General features: G+C 56.5%; 18 protein-coding genes and 1 pseudogene. 12 read left to right on the plus strand and 7 right to left on the minus strand.

The window, feature by feature from the left end; translation table 11 throughout:
* Nucleotides 1–37 precede the first annotated feature (37 nt).
* The 7 genes from pdxR (at nt 38) to H1D41_RS11715 (ending at nt 10,091) form a co-directional block, all read left to right on the plus strand.
* Nucleotides 38–1,492 carry a MocR-like pyridoxine biosynthesis transcription factor PdxR gene (pdxR, locus tag H1D41_RS11685; RefSeq protein WP_228849076.1) on the plus strand — a complete coding sequence of 485 codons (1,455 nt, stop codon included), beginning with the start codon at nt 38–40 and terminating at the stop codon, nt 1,490–1,492.
* Between the two features lie 196 nt (nt 1,493–1,688).
* Nucleotides 1,689–3,467, plus strand: a complete 1,779-nt coding sequence (xsc, locus tag H1D41_RS11690) for a sulfoacetaldehyde acetyltransferase (RefSeq protein ID WP_228849077.1) — start codon at nt 1,689–1,691, stop codon at nt 3,465–3,467.
* Between the two features lie 4 nt (nt 3,468–3,471).
* Nucleotides 3,472–4,491 carry a phosphate acetyltransferase gene (gene pta, locus H1D41_RS11695; RefSeq protein ID WP_228849078.1) on the plus strand — a complete coding sequence of 340 codons (1,020 nt, stop codon included), beginning with the start codon at nt 3,472–3,474 and terminating at the stop codon, nt 4,489–4,491.
* Between the two features lie 93 nt (nt 4,492–4,584).
* The gene (locus H1D41_RS11700) at nt 4,585–5,604 is read left to right on the plus strand and encodes a YeiH family protein (RefSeq protein ID WP_228849079.1); all 1,020 of its coding nucleotides are present in this window, start codon (nt 4,585–4,587) and stop codon (nt 5,602–5,604) included.
* Nucleotides 5,605–5,629: 25 nt separating this feature from the next.
* Nucleotides 5,630–8,473, plus strand: coding sequence for a molybdopterin oxidoreductase family protein (locus H1D41_RS11705; protein ID WP_228849080.1), 2,844 nt, complete (start codon nt 5,630–5,632; stop codon nt 8,471–8,473).
* Nucleotides 8,470–9,216 (plus strand): 4Fe-4S dicluster domain-containing protein, encoded by a 747-nt coding sequence (locus H1D41_RS11710; RefSeq protein WP_107495068.1) that lies wholly within the window; start codon nt 8,470–8,472, stop codon nt 9,214–9,216. The genes H1D41_RS11705 and H1D41_RS11710 overlap by 4 nt, the downstream gene beginning before the upstream one ends.
* Nucleotides 9,216–10,091: a dimethyl sulfoxide reductase anchor subunit family protein gene (locus H1D41_RS11715; protein ID WP_228849081.1), complete on the plus strand. Its 876-nt coding sequence runs from the start codon at nt 9,216–9,218 to the stop codon at nt 10,089–10,091. Before H1D41_RS11710 ends, H1D41_RS11715 begins: the two co-directional genes overlap by 1 nt.
* Nucleotides 10,092–10,150: 59 nt before the next feature.
* Here H1D41_RS11715 and hemC read toward each other — a convergent pair whose 3' ends face one another.
* The gene (gene hemC / locus H1D41_RS11720) at nt 10,151–11,104 is read right to left on the minus strand and encodes a hydroxymethylbilane synthase (protein ID WP_228849082.1); all 954 of its coding nucleotides are present in this window, start codon (nt 11,102–11,104) and stop codon (nt 10,151–10,153) included.
* 121 nt (nt 11,105–11,225) lie between these two features.
* Between hemC and hemE the strand changes: the two genes are divergently transcribed.
* Nucleotides 11,226–12,260 (plus strand): uroporphyrinogen decarboxylase, encoded by a 1,035-nt coding sequence (gene hemE, locus H1D41_RS11725; protein WP_228849083.1) that lies wholly within the window; start codon nt 11,226–11,228, stop codon nt 12,258–12,260.
* A 173-nt stretch (nt 12,261–12,433) separates the two neighbouring features.
* On the opposite strand, the gene hemF is transcribed toward hemE, so the two are convergent.
* Nucleotides 12,434–13,339 carry an oxygen-dependent coproporphyrinogen oxidase gene (hemF, locus tag H1D41_RS11730; RefSeq protein WP_228849084.1) on the minus strand — a complete coding sequence of 302 codons (906 nt, stop codon included), beginning with the start codon at nt 13,337–13,339 and terminating at the stop codon, nt 12,434–12,436.
* 133 nt (nt 13,340–13,472) lie between these two features.
* Here hemF and H1D41_RS11735 point away from each other — a divergent pair, with 133 nt between their 5' ends.
* Complete coding sequence (locus H1D41_RS11735) at nt 13,473–13,853, plus strand: hypothetical protein (RefSeq protein ID WP_228849085.1); 381 nt, start codon at nt 13,473–13,475, stop codon at nt 13,851–13,853.
* A 6-nt stretch (nt 13,854–13,859) separates the two neighbouring features.
* Here H1D41_RS11735 and H1D41_RS11740 read toward each other — a convergent pair whose 3' ends face one another.
* From H1D41_RS11740 to clpS, 3 genes are read right to left on the minus strand one after another with little or no spacing between them, the layout of a single operon-like run.
* Nucleotides 13,860–14,666, minus strand: a complete 807-nt coding sequence (locus tag H1D41_RS11740; RefSeq protein ID WP_228849086.1) for an SDR family NAD(P)-dependent oxidoreductase — start codon at nt 14,664–14,666, stop codon at nt 13,860–13,862.
* A 42-nt stretch (nt 14,667–14,708) separates the two neighbouring features.
* Nucleotides 14,709–15,713 carry a class I SAM-dependent methyltransferase gene (locus H1D41_RS11745; protein ID WP_324250276.1) on the minus strand — a complete coding sequence of 335 codons (1,005 nt, stop codon included), beginning with the start codon at nt 15,711–15,713 and terminating at the stop codon, nt 14,709–14,711.
* Between the two features lie 3 nt (nt 15,714–15,716).
* Nucleotides 15,717–16,034, minus strand: coding sequence for an ATP-dependent Clp protease adapter ClpS (gene clpS / locus H1D41_RS11750; RefSeq protein WP_107495070.1), 318 nt, complete (start codon nt 16,032–16,034; stop codon nt 15,717–15,719).
* A gap of 109 nt (nt 16,035–16,143) precedes the next feature.
* On the opposite strand from clpS, the gene H1D41_RS11755 reads away from it, so the two are divergent.
* From H1D41_RS11755 to H1D41_RS11765, 3 genes are all read left to right on the plus strand, one after another.
* Nucleotides 16,144–16,866, plus strand: a complete 723-nt coding sequence (locus tag H1D41_RS11755; RefSeq protein ID WP_228849087.1) for an HAD family hydrolase — start codon at nt 16,144–16,146, stop codon at nt 16,864–16,866.
* A 168-nt stretch (nt 16,867–17,034) separates the two neighbouring features.
* A complete protein-coding gene (locus tag H1D41_RS11760) occupies nt 17,035–18,624 on the plus strand; it encodes a D-alanyl-D-alanine carboxypeptidase family protein (RefSeq protein ID WP_394355408.1) in 1,590 nt (529 codons plus the stop codon).
* 61 nt (nt 18,625–18,685) lie between these two features.
* Nucleotides 18,686–19,375 (plus strand): fumarylacetoacetate hydrolase family protein, encoded by a 690-nt coding sequence (locus H1D41_RS11765; protein ID WP_228849088.1) that lies wholly within the window; start codon nt 18,686–18,688, stop codon nt 19,373–19,375.
* Between the two features lie 6 nt (nt 19,376–19,381).
* Here H1D41_RS11765 and H1D41_RS11770 read toward each other — a convergent pair whose 3' ends face one another.
* Together H1D41_RS11770 and H1D41_RS18500 are read right to left on the minus strand one after the other, a co-directional pair.
* Nucleotides 19,382–19,534: a hypothetical protein gene (locus H1D41_RS11770; protein ID WP_228849089.1), complete on the minus strand. Its 153-nt coding sequence runs from the start codon at nt 19,532–19,534 to the stop codon at nt 19,382–19,384.
* A gap of 19 nt (nt 19,535–19,553) precedes the next feature.
* Nucleotides 19,554–19,757, minus strand: a pseudogene (locus H1D41_RS18500) (RNA polymerase sigma factor); the annotation flags it as partial.
* Between the last annotated feature and the right edge of the window lie 21 nt (nt 19,758–19,778).

The raw sequence follows: 19,778 nt of genomic DNA on the forward strand, positions 1-19,778 counted from the left end.
CCCTTATATCCAGATACAACCGGATAGAGCCAGTTACATGCCCATCTCTGAAGAAACCTTTTTCCTGGACCCCCGTTTTGAAGGCACGCTTCAAAGCCAGATCCAGCAGTTGGTGGCCGAAGGCATTCTGTCCGGGCGCTTTCAGCCTGGTGAAAAACTGCCGTCTTCCCGCAAACTGGCGAACCATCTGGGCGTCAGCCGGATCACAGTGACGCTGGCCTATAACGAATTGATCGCGGATGACTATCTGACCAGCGCCGGACGGTCCGGCTATTACGTGTCACATTCCGCCCCGCCCCCGCCGGAAATTCCGCAGAACCGCAGCAATGATACCGTAGACTGGGCGCGTGCGATTGGCCAAAGTTATTCCAATGTGCGCCAGGTCGACAAACCTTCGGGCTGGGGCGGTTTTCCTTATCCCTTTGTCTATGGTCAGGCCGACCCGACGCTGTTTGACCAGCAGAACTGGCGGCTTTGTGCATTGCAGGCGCTTGGGAAGAAAGATTTCACCTCGCTGACCGGCGATTTCGCCGACCGTGATGATCCGCAACTGGTTGAATTTATCGCCCGCCATACGCTTCCGCGCCGTGGTATTCTGGCCCGGCCAGAAGAAATTCTGATCACTGTGGGTGCACAAAACGCGCTGTGGATCACCGCACAACTTTTGCTGGGTCAGCGCCGGAAGGCCGTGTTTGAAAACCCGTGTTACCCAGGCCTGCGTGAGGTTCTGGGGCAGACCCGTTGCCATCTGTCGCCCGTGGATGTGGATGAGAAAGGCCTTGATCCGGAGAAACTTCCATCGGATCTTGACGTGCTTTTTGCCACCCCAAGCCACCAGTGCCCGACCACCGCAACCATGCCGATTGAGCGCCGCCGCGCGCTTTTGGAAAAGGCGCGTGCTGACGATTTTCTGATCGTAGAAGACGATTACGAATTTGAGATGTCCTTCCTGACAACCGCCTCGCCCGCGTTAAAATCTCTGGATGAAGATGGACGCGTGATCTATGTCGGATCCTTCTCAAAATCTCTGTTCCCAGGATTGCGTCTTGGCTATCTTGTTGGATCCGAAACCTTTATTCGCGAAGCTCGTGGCTTGCGCGCCACAATCCTGCGCCACCTGCCCGGCCATATTCAGCGCACGGCGGCTTACTTTCTGTCGCGCGGTCACTATGATGCGCTGGTGCGCCGGATCCGTCTGGCTCTGCATGAGCGCCGCGAAGTGATGGACCGTGCGATCCGCACCCAAGGGCTGGAAATTGCCGGCGCTGCGCAATTCGGCGGATCATCTTACTGGATGGCAACGCCCCCCGGGGTGAACATCGATGAAAAGGTCGAAGCGCTGCGCAAGCGCGGTGTGCTGATCGAGCCGGGCATGCCGTTCTTTGAAGATGCGGAAGACGGGCGCGGATATTTCCGCCTGGCTTATTCATCCATCCCTGCAAGCCGCATCAACGACGGCATCCGCATTCTGGCGGAAGAGCTGCGCAGCTGAATACCACTGCTATCTTCGGATGAGACCAGATGTCGCAACTGGACTTAATCCGGAATTCCACTGGCCCTAACGGACAATCCTCAGGGCAAGTATTCATATAACTGGAAATCCCGTGATTCACGGGAAATACACGTGAACCACGCCCGCTCACCCGGCCAGAATACCACAACAGGCCCGAAACACAGGATAAAATCCCATGAAAATGACCACCGAAGAAGCCTTCGTCAAAACCCTGCAGATGCACGGTATTGAACATGCTTTTGGTATTATCGGCTCTGCTATGATGCCAATTTCTGACATCTTCCCGAAAGCGGGCATCACTTTCTGGGATTGCGCCCATGAGGGTTCCGGCGGCTTTATGGCGGATGGGTACACCCGTGCGACCGGCAAAATGTCCATGATGATCGCGCAAAACGGCCCGGGCATCACAAACTTTGTGACCGCTGTGAAAACCGCATACTGGAACCACACACCGCTGTTGCTGGTGACACCGCAGGCTGCGAACAAAACCATCGGTCAGGGTGGCTTCCAGGAAATGGAACAGATGCGCATGTTTGCGGATTGTGTTTGCTACCAGGAAGAAGTGCGCGACCCATCCCGTGTTGCAGAAGTTCTGAACCGTGTGATCATGAACGCGAAACGCGCCTCTGCCCCTGCACAGTTGAACATCCCACGCGATATGTGGACCCAGGTGATCGACATCGTTCTGCCTGCAATCGTTGAATTTGAACTGCCATCTGGCGGCCAGACTGCGGTAACTGAAGCGGCCAAGCTGATCTCTGAAGCGAAAAACCCTGTGATCCTGAACGGCGCTGGCGTTGTTCTGTCTGCAGGCGGCATTGAAGCGTCCAAAGAACTGGCGGAACGTCTTGATGCGCCTGTTTGTGTTGGCTACCAGCACAATGACGCATTCCCGGGCAACCACCCATTGTTTGCCGGTCCTCTGGGCTATAACGGTTCAAAAGCGGGCATGGAGCTGATCAAGCAAGCCGACGTTGTTCTGTGCTTGGGTACTCGTCTGAACCCATTCTCAACCCTGCCAGGCTACGGCATGGAATACTGGCCAAGTGATGCGAAAATCATCCAGGTTGACATCAACCCTGATCGCATTGGCCTGACCAAAGACGTTTCCGTTGGTATCGTTGGCGATGCTGCGAAAGTTGCATCTGGCATCTTGGCACAACTGTCTGACACAGCTGGTGACGCGGGCCGTGAAGAACGCAAAGCAACCATCGCACAGACCAAATCTGCATGGGCGCAGCAACTGTCTTCCATGACCCACGAAGAAGACGATCCGGGCACAAACTGGAACGAACGTGCACGTGATGACAAGCCAGATTGGATGTCCCCACGGATGGCATGGCGCGCAATTCAATCTGCTCTGCCAGTTGAAGCGATCATTTCTTCTGACATCGGCAACAACTGTGCGATCGGTAACGCTTACCCAAGCTTTGAAGAAGGCCGCAAATACCTGGCACCCGGTCTGTTTGGCCCATGTGGCTACGGTCTGCCTTCTGTTGTTGGCGCGAAAATCGGGTGCCCTGATGTGCCTGTTGTTGGCTTCTCTGGTGACGGTGCCTTTGGTATCGCTGTGACAGAACTGACCGCGATTGGCCGTGAAGAATGGCCTGCTGTGACCCAGGTTGTGTTCCGTAACTACCAATGGGGTGCGGAAAAGCGTAACTCTACACTGTGGTTCGATGACAACTTTGTTGGCACCGAGCTTGACCAACAGGTTTCCTACGCTGGCATCGCCAACGCATGTGGCCTGAAGGGCGTTATCGCACGCACCCAGGACGAGCTGACAGCAGCACTGGCACAGGCTGTGACCGATCAGAAAAACGGCATCACAACCCTGATCGAAGCCATGATCAACCAGGAACTGGGTGACCCGTTCCGTCGTGACGCAATGAAGAAACCAGTCGAAGTTGCTGGCATCTCTGCTGACGACATGCGCCCACAGAAAGGCGCCTGATCAAATGACTGGACGTGATGTAATGACCCCGGTTGAGCTTTTGCAATCCAAGAAGCTTGCAACACGTCCGGTGATTTCCTTAAGCGAAGGCAGTGATCCCCGCATTGTCGCGGGGGCGCTGGCCGCCCATGACCTTGGTATCGCCGATGTCATCCTTGTCGGCGACACGGCTGATATCCAAGCCGGTTTAACAGACTTAAATCTGGAGCTCCGCCCTGGCGTCGAGATCCATGACCCTAAAACATCTGAATTGACCGCTGGGTTTTCCGACGCCTATCACGAGATGCGCAAACACAAAGGTGTTGATGCGGACAAGGCACGCACCGCCGTTGAAACACCTCTGGTCTATGCAGCCATGCTGGTGCGCGAAGGCCATGCCAATGGCACGCTTGGGGGCGCTGTCTTCACCACATCCAATGTTGTGCGCGCCGCGATCCAGGTGATTGGTGTCGCGCCAGATGCCGCGATGATTTCCAGCTTCTTCCTGATGTTCCCGCCCTCAAATGCAACGCCACATGCCCGCGCGATGCTCTATTCAGATGGCGGGCTGGTGATTGATCCCTCCTCTGACGAACTGGTTTCCATTGCCCAGCAATCCGCGGCCTCTGCACAGGCGCTGCTGCGGGTGGATCCAAAAATCGCCATGCTCAGTTTTTCGACTAAAGGCAGCGCAAAACACCCCGCCGTCACCAAAGTAAACCAGGCGACCGAAGCCTTGCGCGCCGCGCGACCTGATCTGGCGGTCGAGGGTGAATTGCAGTTTGATGCAGCCTTTGTGCCAGACATCGCAGATCGCAAAGCCCCGGGATCAGACGTGGCGGGCCATGCAAATGTCATGATCTTCCCCAATCTCGACGCGGGAAACATCGCCTATAAGATCACCCAACGTCTGGGCGGATACGCCGCCATCGGCCCGATCCTGCAAGGGGTCGCAAAACCGGCCAATGATCTGTCGCGCGGCTGCTCTGCCGAAGATGTCACCGAAATGATCGCCGTTACCGCCCTTCAGGGTCTGAAATCTTAACAAATCACAATCAATCCCCGTAGGTGGCTTGACCGGCCCCTGCTTGCCACCGCAAATGGAAGCCAGGGAAAACTTCCGGAATATGAACGAAAAATGAAAACACCTGCCCTTAATTTGTCCGATATTCAGGACCAAATCCGCGCCATGTTCCCCGGCGTGGCTGTTGCCGTGATCGTTGCGGTTACCGCGCAGTTCTTGTCTGAACATTACGCAACACCTGCCATGCTGCTTGCGCTGCTGTTGGGGATCGCCGTGAACTTCCTGGGCGAAGAAGGTAAAACCGTTGCGGGCATCGGCTTTTCCGCGCGGTCCCTGCTGCGTCTTGGCGTGGCCCTTTTGGGCGTACGGATTTCAGCGACATTGATGGCGGGCCTTGGCGCGCCGCTGATCGCATTGGTGATCGCAGGTGTTGTATTGACGATTTTGTTCGGTTTGTTTGTTGGAAAGTTCTTTGGTCACAAATGGCGTTTTTCTCTGCTGACCGCTGGTTCTGTTGCAATCTGTGGCGCCTCTGCGGCGATGGCAATCAGTGCGATCCTGCCAAAAGATGACCGGTCTGAAGAACGCCTGATCTTCACGGTTCTGGGCGTCACCGTTCTGTCGACCATCGCGATGATCGCATATCCGGTGGTTGTAACCACGCTGGAACTGACAGACCTGCAAGGCGGCGTTTTCCTGGGGGGAACCATCCATGATGTGGCCCAGGTTGTGGGCGCGGGTTTCTCGATCTCTGAACAAACCGGCGACACAGCGACCCTTGTGAAACTGATCCGCGTTGCCATGCTGGCCCCGGTTGTTCTGGTCACATCCCTGTTGATCCGCCGGTTCGACAGCACACCGGTTGAAGGCAAACGCCCGCCGATTTTGCCAGGCTTTGTGGTCGGGTTCCTGATCCTGGCGATCCTGTCCAGCTTCGGGGTGATCCCTGAGTTCATCAAAGATTTTCTCAGCCAGGCCTCGCGCTGGTTGCTGCTGACGGCCATCGCGGCTGTGGGCATGAAAACTCACCTCAAGCAGGTGCTCTCCGTGGGAGGAGCGGCAATCGCACTGCTTGTCACTGAAACACTATTTATTGCCGGGTTTATCCTGGTCGGGATCAGATTGCTAAGCTGATCCAGGAAACATCAAGGGAGGCCAGATGACATTCCAGCAACCCCACGTGGACACTCAACCGAAAGTCTCGGACGAGATCCGCAAAACCACTTGTTACATGTGCGCCTGCCGCTGTGGCATCAATGTGCATATGAAAAAAGACGATAAAGGCGAAATGCGTGTCGCCTATATCGAAGGCAACCGTGACCACCCGGTGAACAAAGGCGTACTTTGTGCCAAAGGGTCCGCCGGGATCATGCAGGTCAATGCCCCCTCCCGCCTGAAGGCCCCTTTGAAGCGGGTTGGCCCCCGTGGTTCTGGCGAGTTTGAGGAAATTTCCTGGGATGAAGCGCTGGACATCGCGACAGGTCACCTAGGCCGCATTCGCGAAAGCAACCCTGAAAAGCTGGCCTTCTTCACTGGCCGCGATCAATCCCAAAGCTTCACCGGCTTCTGGGCGCAGGCTTACGGCACGCCAAACTTTGCAGCCCACGGTGGGTTCTGTTCCGTGAACATGGCCGCCGCTGGTATCTACACCATGGGCGGGGCGTTTTGGGAATTTGGGCAACCCGATTGGGATCGCTCAAAACTGTTCATGCTGTTTGGCGTGGCGGAAGATCACGATTCAAACCCGATCAAAACCGGTCTGGCCAAACTGAAAGAACGCGGTGCGAAGATCATTGGCGTCAACCCGGTCCGCTCTGGCTATAACGCCATTGCTGACGAATGGGTCGGCATCACGCCTGGCACTGATGGCTTGTTCATCCTGTCTCTGGCGCATGAATTGCTGAACGCCGGCAAGATTGATCTCGACTATCTCACCCGTTTCACCAATGCCCCTGTGCTTGTGAATGGCGATGAGACATCAGATGAGTTCGGCCTGCTTCTGCGCGACAAGAACGATAAATTCGTGGTCATTGATCGGGCAACCGGCAAGCCTGCGGCCTTTGACAAAAAAGGCGTAAAGCCTGATCTGGCAGCGACCCACACCGTAAAAGGCGTGACCCATCGTCCCGTGTTCCAGCATCTTGCAGAACGCTATATGTCCGATGAATACGCCCCCGAGGCCGTGGCAGAACGCTGTGGCATCTCGGCAGGTCGCATCCGTGCGATCGCTGCGGAACTGGCGCGCGTTGCCTTTGACGAAGCCTTTGAGATTGAACAAGAATGGACCGATTTCCGCGGTGAGACACATAAGACCATGACAGGTCGCCCCGTGTCTTTCCACTCCATGCGCGGGATCTCGGCCCACTCGAACGGCTTCCAAACTTGTCGCGCTTTGCACGTGTTGCAGATCCTGCTTGGTACGGTTGAGGTTCCTGGCGGTTTCCGTTTCAAGCCACCTTATCCCAAACCTGCAGAAGCCCACCCCAAGCCCCATTGCAAAGTCACCCCCGGTGCCCCTTTGAACGGCCCGCATTTGGGTTACGTACAAGGGCCGGATGACCTGATGCTGAAAGAAGACGGGTCCCCCGCGCGCATCGACAAGGCCTATACTTGGGAAAACCCCATGTCGGCCCATGGCTTGATGCATATGGTGATTTCCAACGCGCACGCCGGTGATCCTTACAAGATCGACACGCTGTTTATGTATATGGCGAATATGTCCTGGAACTCGTCCATGAACACCAAAGGTGTGATGGAGATGCTGACGGACAAAGATGAAAACGGCGATTACGTGATCCCGAATATCATCTATTCCGATGCCTATTCCTCGGAAATGGTGGCTTACGCTGATCTGGTTCTGCCCGACACGACCTATCTGGAACGCCACGATTGTATCTCGCTTTTGGATCGCCCGATCTGTGAAGCCGATGCGGCCGCCGATGCCATCCGTTGGCCTGTGATCGAACCCGATCGTGATGTGCGTGGCTTCCAATCTGTGCTCTGTGATCTTGGCGCACGCCTTGGTATGGCTGGCTTCGTCAATGAAGACGGCAGCGCGAAATACAAGGATTACGCGGATTACATCGTCAACCACGAACGCAAACCGGGCATTGGCCCGCTGTCTGGCTTCCGTGGTGAAAATGGCGATGAATTTGGGCGCGGTGACGTGAACCCAGATCAAATGGATCGCTATATTGAAAACGGTGGTTTCGCCGTGCATCACATCCCGGAAGAGGCCGCGTTTTATAAGCCTTGGAACATGGCATATCAAGATTGGGCCGTGAAAACTGGTATCTATGACGCGCCACAACCTTACCTGTTCAACCTTTATGTTGAACCCCTGCGTAAGTTCCAATTGGCGGCGGAAGGCCATGGTCATCGTCAGCCCCCAGAACATCTGCGCGAACGCATCAAGGAAACCCTTGATCCCCTGCCCGTTTGGTATCCGCCCTTTGAGGACGGCAATGTCGACACAGATGAATTCACCGTGCATGCCCTGACACAACGCCCTATGGCGATGTACCATTCCTGGGGGACGCAAAACGCCTGGCTGCGTCAGTTGCATGGGCGTAACCCTATGTATCTGCCCACAAAGATCTTCACTGAAAAAGGTTTTGAAGATGGGGATTGGGCCAAGATCACTTCGGCCCATGGTGAGATCACGGTCCCTGTGGCCCATCATGGTGGCCTGAATGAGAACACCATCTGGACATGGAACGCGATCGGGAAACGCAAAGGTGCCTGGGCGTTGGACGAAAAAGCACCGGAGGCCACCAAAGGTTTCCTGCTGAACCATCTCATCCATGAACTCCAGCCGCCAAAAGGCGATGGTCTGCGGTGGGCGAACTCGGACCCCGTCACGGGGCAAGCCGCATGGTTTGATCTGCGCGTGAAAATCGAAAAAGTCGATGGTCCGCCCGAAAACAGCCAACCGGATTTCGATCCGATCAAATCCCCTGTCGGTCAGGGTCCTGAAGATCTGGCATGGAAGGTGGGCAAATGACACAGCTTCCCGCACAAACCGAACGTAAGCTTGGCCTGGTGATCGATCTGGATACCTGCGTGGGCTGTCATGCCTGCGTGATTTCCTGCAAAGGCTGGAACACCGAAAACTATGGTGAACCGCTGTCCGATAAGGATGCTTACGGCGCGAACCCATCGGGTACGTTCCTGAACCGCGTGCATGCGTTTGAGGTCAAGCCAGACACAGGCCCGGCCCAGACGATCCACTTCCCGAAAAGCTGCCTGCACTGCGAAGACGCGCCCTGCGTCACCGTATGCCCGACCGGCGCAAGCTATAAGCGCACGGAAGACGGCATTGTTCTTGTGAATGAGAAAGACTGTATTGGCTGTGGCCTTTGCGCATGGTCCTGCCCTTATGGCGCGCGCGAGCTGGATCAGGTTGCCGGTGTGATGAAGAAATGCACTCTGTGTGTGGATCGGATCTACAACGAAAACCTGCCGGAAGAGGACCGCGAGCCAACTTGCGTGCGCACCTGCCCTGCAAATGCCCGCCACTTTGGTGATTTCGCCGATCCGGACAGCAACGTATCCAAACTGACACGCGAACGTGGTGGGATGGATCTGATGCCGGAACAAGGCACCAAACCCGTGAACAAATATCTTCCGCCACGTCCCAAAGACACGATGGAAGAAATCGACATTCTTGCGCCCCTGCTGGCCCCTGTCGCCAGCGAGCCAAAGGGCTTCCTTGGCTGGCTTGATAAAGCTCTGGAGAAACTCTGATGCATCCTGCTCCTTCAGTTATTCTGTTCACTGTCCTGTCTGGCCTTGGCTTTGGTCTGTTGGCCTTTCTGGGCATGGGCCTGCCGGATGTGTCCGGCGGCGTCGCCTTTGTCTTCTTCTTCCTGGGCTTTGCTCTTGCGGTTGGCGGATTAATTTCCTCAACCTTCCACCTGGGCAACCCGAAAAACGCCATGAAAGCCTTTTCCCAGTGGCGCACAAGCTGGCTGTCACGTGAAGGCTGTGTGTCCGTTGCTGCGCTGATCCTGATGGGGATTTATGCGGCGGGCGTGATCTTCTTTGATGTGAAGCTGGCGCAAATCGGCTGGATCGCAGCGGCCCTCTGCATTGGCACGGTCTTCACGACTTCAATGATTTATGGGCAGTTGGCGACGATCCCACGCTGGAACCACCCACTGACCAGCGCCTATTTCCTGTCGCTTTCCGTGGCGGGAGGAGCTTTGCTGGCGGGTCAGGTGAAAGCCGCCGGTGTGTTGCTGTTGATCGCAGGTGGCGTGCAGATTGTGACCTGGATGTCCGGTGACAAACGTTTTGCAGAACGCGGCCACACGATTGAGACTGCAACAGGACTGGGTGATATCGGCAAAGTGCGCATGTTTGAACCGCCCCATACCGGCACAAACTATCTGCTGCATGAAATGGTTTATGTGGTGGGGCGTAAACACGCGCAGAAACTGCGGATGATTGCGCTGGGTCTGATGGTGGTTCTGCCTGCTGCGCTGCTCTTGATCTTCCACGCGGGCCACATGCTGGCGCTGGTTGCCGTGCTGAGCCACCTGGCGGGTGTTATGGTGTCCCGCTGGCTTTTCTTTGCAGAAGCTGAACATGTGGTCGGGCTTTACTACGACAAACGGTGACACCGTTTTCTTTCAAAGAAAATGGGGCGGAAACTTTCAAAGTTTCCGCCCCACTGCGTTTAACGCCAATCAAAAAAATCCCTGGGTGCAGCTTTTAGCAATCTCTCGCCAAGGTTTTTACCAAGCTCGGCGGCCTCAGACACAGGTGCTACGCCTTCTTCCGCCAGCTTTTCTGATCCATCCGGACGCAGGATTTCGCCGCGCAGATGAATCTGATCCCCGTGCAATTGGGCCAGCGCCGCGATCGGGGTTTCACAAGAGCCATCCAGCGCTGCCAGAAACGCCCGTTCCGCCGCCAGGCGTTGTGCGGTCAGCTCACAATGGATCGCCTTCAACATTCCATCGGCCCGCGCATCATCCGCACGGCGTTCAATGCTGATCGCACCCTGGGCCACCGCTGGCAACAGATCATCACTTTCAATTGCCGACTTAGGCACGTCCAGTCCCAGGCGGTTCAGCCCGGCCATGGCAAGGAAAGTTGCTTCTGCCAGGCCATCTTCCAGCTTCTTCAGACGGGTCTGCACATTGCCACGAAATTCCACGACCTGCAGATCAGGTCGTGCACTCAGCAGCTGCGCTTTGCGTCGCAGAGAAGATGTCCCCACGACAGCTCCTTCCGGCAGCTCAGCAATGCTTTGATATTTCAGGGACACAAACGCATCCCGCACGTCTTCACGTGGCAGGAAGCAATCCAGCACAAGGCCATCCGGTTGCACCGTTGGCATATCCTTTGTCGAATGCACCGCAATGTCGATATCGCCGCGCAGCATCGCTTCTTCGATCTCTTTGGTGAACAGGCCCTTATTGCCGATTTCCTTCAGAGGTCGGTCGGCATCAATCATCGCACGGTTGTCACCGGTTGTCTGGATCACAACAACCTCAAACGCCTCTTCCGGCAGGGCATGCGCTTCCATCAACCGCGCGCGGGTTTCACAGGCCTGGGCCAGCGCAAGGGGTGATCCACGGGTGCCGATTTTCAGCGGTGAGGCGGGGGTGGGGAGCGTCAGTGTCATAGGCTTCGTTTAACGCCCCTCGCCCCCGCTGACAATGGGGATACGGGGACCGCGACAGTTGTTCCCTTGACATCGCGCCGCAGGCGGGAGAGGCAGGGACAACTGAAGAAAGGCGCATGACATGGCAGAGCAGAAAACCATCCTGAAAGCACTGGCGGGCGAAACGCAGGACATCCCCCCGATCTGGATGATGCGCCAGGCCGGGCGCTATCTGCCGGAATATCGCGCCACCCGCGCCCAGGCAGGCGATTTCCTGTCGCTTTGCTATAATCCGGAACTGGCCGCCGAAGTGACACTGCAGCCGATCCGTCGCTATGGCTTTGATGCGGCGATCCTGTTTGCGGATATTCTTCTTATTCCACAAGCGCTTGGCGCAGATCTATGGTTTGTCACCGGCGAAGGCCCGCGGCTGTCCACGATCACCTCTATGGATGAAGTGAATGCCCTGAAACCGGTAGATGAGATCGACGCAACCCTGTCGCCAATCTATGAAACCGTGAAGATCCTGTCAGGTGAATTGCCAAAGGAAACCACGCTGATTGGTTTTGCAGGCGCGCCCTGGACCGTGGCGACCTATATGGTGGCCGGACGGGGCACGCCGGATCAGGGGCCAGCACATAAGTTGAAGGATGAGAACCCGGAAGCTTTTGATGCGCTTATGGCGAAAATCACGGCAGCGACCATCGAATATCTGTCCAAACAGATTGAAGCTGGTGCAGAGGTTGTGAAGCTGTTTGACAGTTGGGCGGGATCCTTAAAAGGCGTTGATTTTCAACGCTATGCGCTGCAGCCGGCGCGTGAGATTATCACAGCTCTGAAGGCGCGTTATCCGCATGTGCCCGTGATCGCATTCCCACGCGAAGCCGGTGCAGGATACATTGGTTTTGCCAAAGCGACCGGGGCGGATTGCCTGGCGATTGACAATTCTATCAGTGCCGAATGGGCCGCAGAGAACCTGCAGGTTGATGGCTGCGTTCAGGGAAATCTTGCGTCAAAACATATGGTTACAGGTGGTGAAAAACTGACATCTGAAACCAAACGCATTTGTGCTGCTCTGAAAAACGGACCACATATCTTTAACCTGGGCCATGGTATCACACCGGATGCAGACCCGGATAATGTGCAGCGTATGATTGACGCCGTGCGCGGAAACTGATGGTTCAGGCCGGGGGCCAGCCCCCGGACCCCGGGGATATTTGAGCTGAAAAGAAAGAGAATATCCCATACACAAAGCATGCACATCCTATGCACAATCTATGCATACCGGGCGCGCGCCATCAGAAGTTTCTGTTAACCCCTGAGACGCGCCCGTAAGGGAGCGAAGATGGCTTACACCCACTTCGCCATGGGTGGCAGGCTCATCAGAACCGCATTGGCATCATGGCCGGTTTCGAGGCCGAATTTTGTGCCGCGATCCCAGACCAGGTTGTATTCCGCATACAGGCCGCGATGCACAAGCTGTGCGTCTTTATCGGCCTCTGTAAAATCCGTTTCCCGGCGGCGTTCAATCAGCGGCACAAAGGCGGGCAGAAAAGCCTGACCGACGGATTGCAGGAAAGCGAAATCTGTGGCCCAGTCGCCGGTGTTGTGATCGTCAAAGAAGATCCCGCCCACACCCCGGGCACGGCCACGATGCGGCACAAAGAAATATTCATCTGCCCAGGCTTTGAACTGGTCGTAGTAGGTTTCGTCATGGGCATCACAGGCGGCCTTTTGCACCCCGTGGAAATCAGCGGTATCTGCCTCATATTCCAGTGCCGGGTTCAGATCGGAACCGCCACCAAACCACCAGCCGTGCGGTGTCCAGAACATGCGGGTGTTCATATGCACCGCCGGGCAATGGGGGTTCTGCATATGCGCCACAAGGGAAATGCCCGCAGCCCAGAACCGCGGGTCATCTTTCATGCCGGGCAGATCTTTGCGCGCCGCCATGGCCGCCACGGCCCGTTCGCCCAGGGTGCCGTGCACAGTTGAAATATTCACGCCGACTTTTTCGAACACGCGTCCGCCGCGCATGACGGACATCAACCCGCCGCCCGCGTCTGATCCGTCGTCTGATGTACGCTTTGTCTCGGATACTTCGAACCGGCCCGCGGGTTGGTCAGAAAACGGGCCTGCGGCGTGGCTGTCTTCCAGGGCCTCAAAGCGGGCCACAATTTCATCGCGCAGAGTGCGGAACCAGGCAGAGGCCTGTTGCTTTTCATCCTGCATTTCGCTGATTTCTGTGCTGCTCATGATGCGCTCCTGACTGGTTTGCACCCTTCTAGGCAATTCGGAAAAAAACCGCCAGAAAAAGCCTGCGGCCCCCTATCATATTGGCAAGCCACCCCTGCCAGCATAGCCTGTGACCATAACCGGAGTATGCCCCATGCAAATGAAATGCCTTTTCGCCCTGCCGATGATCGCGCTGGCAGCCTGTGGAACACCCCAGGAACGCTGCATTATGACGGCCTCTGAAGAGCTGCGGACAGTCGAACGCCTGATGGCTGAGACTGAGGAAAACCTTGCGCGTGGTTACCGGCTTGAACAGGAGTTGAAACCCGGGTTTGAGCTGCGTTTCTGCCACCATCCTAATGGGTATTTCCACTGGTGCAATCACCATACAACGCGTGTCAGCGAGGTAGAGGTTGCGGTTGATCCCCAGGCGGAACAACGCAAGCTGGATGCGTTGACTGCGCGGCGTGATGTGCTGGTCCAGGATTATGGCAATGATCTGGCCAGTTGTGAGGCGCGTTTTCCCGAGGGTTGATCGCCGTTAGTGGGCGGGCACGGCCACCGGATCCAGCAGGGTCCGGCCGCCATCGACATTCAGGATCTGACCGGTCACAAAGGCTGAGCTTTCGGACGCAAGGAATTGCGCGACTTCGGCCACTTCGCCCGGAGGCGCGATGCGCCCCATCGGGGTATGGGCGAGGATTTCAGCGCGGTAAGTGTCGTGGGTTTTCAACTCATCCAGCAGGCTTGCACTCAGGACCGATCCAATCGCCACGGCGTTCACCCGGATACGGTTGGGCGCAAGCGCCACCGCCAGGGTGCGGGTCATCTGTTCCAATGCAGCCGCACTGATGGAATAGGCCAGAAGCGACGGATGCGTGTGCCGCGCCGCGATAGAGCTGAGGTTGATGATGGACCCAAGGCAGGTGTGATCCTGTTCATCCTCATCGGCCTGAGAAATCATCCGTTTCGCCACGGCCTGAGACAGGCGTAGGGAACACATCAGGTTCTGATCCAGCAGATCGCCCACGTGATCTTCTTTTGGGTTCAGCGGGTCAGACGGTTGCACCTGACGGGCCGCATTGACCAGGATATCAACGCTTTCAAAGGCATCAATTGTGGCAGACAGCAGGTTGGCGATGGTCAGTTTTTTGCGCAGATCACCGGCGAACCAGCGGATATTGCTGTCTTCGCTGATTTCGCCCAGCTCTTCACGCAATTTGTCTTCGTCGCGGTCGGCAAACATAACATTTGCGCCGGCTTCAGCAAAGTGACGACCAATCGCAAGGCCAACCCCATTGGCAGCCCCGGTAACAATCGCGGTTTTTCCGGAAATCGAAAATGACATAGGTGATCCGTTCTGTGATTCTCTGGTTCAGCCTAGGCGAATTCAGCGCGTGGGGCGAGGTTTTGCAAGCGGTGCCAGCGCTCTGAGCACTTTAAAGCCGTTTTCAAGCGCGATCTGATCGACCTGACGGAAGAGTTCCTGCAGGGTGCGTTCATAGGGCAGACCCTGATTGGCCACGACAAGGAGCGTGCCCTTGGGGGTCAGCAGTTTTGCCGCGTTGGTCAGAAAAGCCTGGCCCAGCGCGGGTTCGGCGGCGCGACCGGTGTGAAAGGGTGGATTGGTGATGACGGTGTCAACGGGGCCAGACAGTTTTACCTGGCGGGCATCATTCCAGTGGAATTCTGCACGCGGGTCTGTGACGTTCCGGCGCGCGCAGGCAAGGGCCGTATGGGAGGCCTCGATCAGGTGCAGGTTCTGAACCGCGTCTGATTTCAGGATCTGCGCTGAAAGATAGCCCCAGCCCGCCCCCAGATCGGCCACACGACGGCCCGGTTTTTCTGGCAAAACAGATGCCAGGAGGGCAGAGCCTTTGTCGACCTTAGCCTCGGAAAACACGCCGGGGGCTGTGATGAAACCTTCAGGGCCTTCCGCAGGGGCTGCAAGCCAGTTGGTGAAGGCGGTTTTGCGGCTGTCGTCCGGCAGGGTGAAGAATTTACCATGCGCGCGGGACTGGGTTTCTGACACAGCGGTCAGTTTCTTACAGGCCTTGTAAATACTGTCGATCCCGGCAGTCTTGGCGCCGTCAATCGCGATGGAACCGGTGGTGATGGCGCAGGCCTGGGCCAGCCAGTGGCGGGCAAGGTTCTTGGCACGGGGCATGCAAATCACGCTGGCGGCGGCCGTTTCCGGCAGATCCTGCACCACGCGGTAACCGCGTTTTTTCCAGGTTTCACAATCCGGGAAGAAGTCATCCAGGATCAGAACCTGATCACGGGGCAGATCGGACAGGTCATCTTCAACAGATGGGCTAAAGACCAGGATGTCGCCGGTCTCCGGCACAACAAAAGACCCGTTTTCAAGGGCGAGCGGCAGACGAGCAGACAGCATGGTTTATTCTTCTTTTTCCATTGTGCATTGCAGCGGGTGTTGGTTCTGACGGGCAGATTCCATGACCTGGGCCACTTTGGTTTCCGCGATCTCACGGGTAAACACACCCACGACAGCCAGACCTTTCTTATGCACGGTCAGCATAATTTCGAAGCTTTCGGCATGGGTCAGCGAAAAGTAGCGTTCCAGAATGTGAACGACGAATTCCATCGGCGTATAATCATCGTTCAGAAGCATAACTTTATACATCGGCGGACGTTTGGTTTTCGGTTTGGTCCGGGTCAGAACACCGGTTTCACCTTCACCATCCTCTGCCATCATAACCGGGCCGGAAATCAAATCTGTCAGGTCGCGCAAAAGAACATTCCATCATCTGGGTCGCAGAGAGTATATATCCCCCTGAACACCAGTGAAAAGGGGCATTCCGTTAATGTCAGGTAAATATGGCCGCAAACTGAAGACAATTGCCTTTGATGCGGATGATACGCTTTGGCAGAATGAAAGTTTCTTTCGTCTGACACAGGATCGCTTTGCCGAGCTTCTGAAGGATTATGCCGAGGCAGATCACCTTGAAGACCGCCTTCTGGCGGCAGAGCGGCGCAATATCGGGCATTACGGGTTTGGTGTGAAAGGGTTCACCCTGTCGATGATTGAAACCGCGATTGAAGTGACCGAAGAACGTGTGCCTGCCCGCGTGATCCGCGAGTTGATCGAAGCCGGGCAGGATATGCTGGCCCATCCGATCCATCTGTTGGACGGGGTGCAGGACGTGTTGAAGGCGATTGCGCCGGATTATAACCTGATGCTGATCACCAAGGGGGATCTTCTGGATCAGGAGCGCAAACTGGCGCAAAGCGGGCTGGGGGATTTCTTTGATGCGGCTGAAATTGTGTCAGATAAGAACACACAGACCTATGGGGATATTTTCCAACGCCATGGCTGTGACCCCGCAGAAACGGTGATGATCGGCAATTCGGTGAAATCCGATGTGATTCCCCCGATCGAAGCCGGGGCCTGGGGGATCTGGATTCCCTATGGGGTAACCTGGGCGCTGGAAGAGGCAGAATCCCCCACCCATCATCCCTGCTACCTTGAATTGCACTGCATGACGGAACTGCCACAGGCCCTGCGGACAATCCAGGCGAAGCAATAACGGCGATCCACAATATCTGGTAATATCAGCGGATTAACCACACAATCGAGTTGCCTGAAAAATAAGGGTTTTCTGATACCCATCCCTGTGCTAGCCTTCTAAGCAATAATAATAAGCTGACCGGAAAAATCCGGCGGCATGAGGCAGATAAAAAAGGCAGGCGACGTCATGACGCGTCTTAAGAGCGTTCTCCGTTCGGGGGTATTCCATTTTTTTGTGGCACTGATGTTGCTGACTGGCGTTGCTATGGCCGCGCCTTATGCAGCGATGGTGATTGATGCGCGATCAGGCGAAGTCCTGCATTCGCGCAATGCTGATACGCGTCTGCATCCGGCCTCTCTTACCAAAATGATGACGCTGTATGTTGCCTTTGAAGCCATCGCAAACGGTGAGATTTCCCTGGATACCCAGGTGCGCATTTCCCGCAATGCCGCGGCTGAACCCTGTTCCTGCCTTGGCCTGCGTGCCGGGCAACGCATTCGTCTGCGCTATCTGATCCGGGCTGCCGCGATCAAAAGCGGTAATGACGCCGCCACCGCGATCGGCGAAGCGATCGAAGGGTCAGAGGCTGCTTTTGCCCGCCGTATGACCCGCACCGCCCGCGCCCTTGGCATGAGCCGTACGACCTTTCGCAATGCCCATGGTCTGACCGAAGCCGGTCACTTGTCCACCGCCCGTGATATGACCACCCTGGGCCGTCATCTGTTTTATGACTATCCGGATTACTACAACCTGTTCTCCCGCATCACCACAGATGCCGGCGTGCGTCAGGTGACCAACACCAACCGTCGTCTGCTGGGCAGCTACCGCGGCGCGGATGGGATCAAAACCGGATATACACGTGCCGCAGGGTCTAACCTTGTGGCCTCTGCCGAACGTGGCAGTGAACGTATTATCGCAACCATGTTTGGCGGATCTTCTTCTGCGGCACGAAATGCGCGCGTGGCAGAACTGCTTGATATGGGGTTTCAGCGCGCGCCAACACGGGTTGCTGTGCGCCGCCCTGCCCGCCCGCAATACGCTGGCAGTGCCGCAAGACCAGCAACGCCAGCGTCTACACCAACAGTAACTGCTGTGACCCGTTCACTGATCCCGGTTCTGCGCCCGGTGCAGGTTGCGGCTGTGGAACCCGAAGTGGTAGCGCCGGATGATGATCTGCTGCAGGCGCTTGAGGCAGAGATCGCCAGCGCGGTAGAAGAAATCCAGGCTGCGGAAGCCGCGCCTGAACCAGAAGCACCTGTGACGGAAGAGGTCGTGGTTGCTGAAGTCGAGGCAGAATCAGAACCTGAAGTGACAGAAGAGGTTGTCGTTGCAGAAGCCCCGCAAGAGGCCCCGCAGGATGACGCAGACATCATAACCGCAGCGGTTGCCGCAGCCATTGGCGATGTTCAGGATGTGGATGCTGTTCCGGCACGATTTGTCCCGGCAGAGGACACCCCGCGCCCGGTGATCAACACCATTGTGCCCGAAGCCCGGCCTGTACCGCAGGAACCTGTTGTGATTACGCGTCTTTCCGGGTCCGGCAATCAGGACTGGGGCGTGAGCCTTGGGAAATACGGATCGCAGTTTGAAGCGGAACGGGTTTTGTTGCGGACGGCCCTGGCAGAAACATCAGCTCTGAATGGCACATTGCGCCGGGTGCGTTCTGGCAACGGTGGCTACGAAGCCCGCTTCACCGGTCTTTCCGAAGATCGTGCACAACTGGCCTGTCGCCGCCTTCAGGCCCGCGCACAGGATTGTGAGGTTGTAAGACCGTAACTTTGCGGCCTTGCAGCCCCCTCCCCTTCGGCGCAGACTGTGCGCAAAGAGGAGAATGACCATGTCAGATTATGTTTTTGACGCGCCTGAACAGCCTTCCGTGGCTGTTGCCGGGCGTGACACCCGTTTCCCCGTGCGCCGGATTTTCTGTGTCGGGAAAAACTACGCCGATCATGTGCGCGAAATGGGGGGCGATCCGAAATCTGACCCGCCGTTTTTCTTTACAAAGCCCGCTGACGCGCTGGTTGCGGATGGCGCAACAATCCCCTACCCGCAGATGACCAAAAACCTGCATCATGAGGCGGAGCTTGTGGTGGCGATCGGCAAGGGCGGCATTGAAATTACTGAGGCGGATGCACGCGATCATATCTGGGGATACGCCACGGGCAATGATCTGACCCGCCGCGACCTGCAACATGAAGCCAAAGGCGCGGGGCGGCCATGGGATATGTCGAAGGGTTTTGACAATGCGGCAGTCTGCGGCGCGATTGTGCCTGTTGATCAGTGTGATGGCATTGAAAACGCCGCGATCCGGGCCGTGGTAAACGGGGGCATCAAACAGGACAGCACCACCGCAGAAATGATCTGGTCTGTGCCAGAGATCATCGCGTATCTGTCCCGTTTTGTGGAACTGAAGGCAGGGGATCTGATCTTTACCGGCACGCCGGATGGTGTCGGGCCGCTGGTTTCTGGTGACAATTGCACCATTGAGGTCGCTGGCCTGCCCTCTGCCACCGTGGCAATCGCGTAAGGCGCGTCAGATCATCAGGCTTTGGCTGTCAGCGGCCCCATCCCGTGGCAGAAGATAACCAAGACCAATGCCCAGACCAAAGATCGCAATCGAAGCTGCAAGACGCAGAGACGGCTGATATGTGGCCTGCAGCTGCGCATTGCGGATCAGGGCCTGCATATGGGCGGTATCGCCAGCGATCCCGGTAGAGGTTCAGCATGATCTTTGTCAGCCAGGGTTTCAACGGCCGCCCCGGCATCCAAAGCAGACGTTTGCGCAGGGCACGTTCAATACAATCCTGCACCAGATCATCTGCAGCATCCTTGTCGTGCGTCAGCGAACAGGCATGCCGCCAGATATCAGGCAGGGCTTTCTCAAGCTGTGTGTTAAAGGATCGCATCATGGTCAGATCAGGGAGACACCA

It is taken from the genome of Halocynthiibacter styelae (genome assembly GCF_016123485.1).
In the GTDB taxonomy this organism is placed as follows: Bacteria; Pseudomonadota; Alphaproteobacteria; order Rhodobacterales; family Rhodobacteraceae; genus Halocynthiibacter; species Halocynthiibacter styelae.

Bases quoted from the DNA above. Each gene is read 5' to 3' on its own strand.
- pdxR (WP_228849076.1), top strand. From the start codon at position 38: ATGCCCATCTCTGAAGAAACCTTTTTCCTGGACCCCCGTTTTGAAGGC.
- xsc (WP_228849077.1), top strand. From the start codon at position 1,689: ATGAAAATGACCACCGAAGAAGCCTTCGTCAAAACCCTGCAGATGCAC.
- pta (WP_228849078.1), top strand. From the start codon at position 3,472: ATGACTGGACGTGATGTAATGACCCCGGTTGAGCTTTTGCAATCCAAG.
- H1D41_RS11700 (WP_228849079.1), top strand. From the start codon at position 4,585: ATGAAAACACCTGCCCTTAATTTGTCCGATATTCAGGACCAAATCCGC.
- H1D41_RS11705 (WP_228849080.1), top strand. From the start codon at position 5,630: ATGACATTCCAGCAACCCCACGTGGACACTCAACCGAAAGTCTCGGAC.
- H1D41_RS11710 (WP_107495068.1), top strand. From the start codon at position 8,470: ATGACACAGCTTCCCGCACAAACCGAACGTAAGCTTGGCCTGGTGATC.
- H1D41_RS11715 (WP_228849081.1), top strand. From the start codon at position 9,216: ATGCATCCTGCTCCTTCAGTTATTCTGTTCACTGTCCTGTCTGGCCTT.
- hemC (WP_228849082.1), bottom strand. From the start codon at position 11,104: ATGACACTGACGCTCCCCACCCCCGCCTCACCGCTGAAAATCGGCACC.
- hemE (WP_228849083.1), top strand. From the start codon at position 11,226: ATGGCAGAGCAGAAAACCATCCTGAAAGCACTGGCGGGCGAAACGCAG.
- hemF (WP_228849084.1), bottom strand. From the start codon at position 13,339: ATGAGCAGCACAGAAATCAGCGAAATGCAGGATGAAAAGCAACAGGCC.
- H1D41_RS11735 (WP_228849085.1), top strand. From the start codon at position 13,473: ATGCAAATGAAATGCCTTTTCGCCCTGCCGATGATCGCGCTGGCAGCC.
- H1D41_RS11740 (WP_228849086.1), bottom strand. From the start codon at position 14,666: ATGTCATTTTCGATTTCCGGAAAAACCGCGATTGTTACCGGGGCTGCC.
- H1D41_RS11745 (WP_324250276.1), bottom strand. From the start codon at position 15,713: ATGCTGTCTGCTCGTCTGCCGCTCGCCCTTGAAAACGGGTCTTTTGTT.
- clpS (WP_107495070.1), bottom strand. From the start codon at position 16,034: ATGATGGCAGAGGATGGTGAAGGTGAAACCGGTGTTCTGACCCGGACC.
- H1D41_RS11755 (WP_228849087.1), top strand. From the start codon at position 16,144: ATGTCAGGTAAATATGGCCGCAAACTGAAGACAATTGCCTTTGATGCG.
- H1D41_RS11760 (WP_394355408.1), top strand. From the start codon at position 17,035: ATGACGCGTCTTAAGAGCGTTCTCCGTTCGGGGGTATTCCATTTTTTT.
- H1D41_RS11765 (WP_228849088.1), top strand. From the start codon at position 18,686: ATGTCAGATTATGTTTTTGACGCGCCTGAACAGCCTTCCGTGGCTGTT.
- H1D41_RS11770 (WP_228849089.1), bottom strand. From the start codon at position 19,534: ATGCAGGCCCTGATCCGCAATGCGCAGCTGCAGGCCACATATCAGCCG.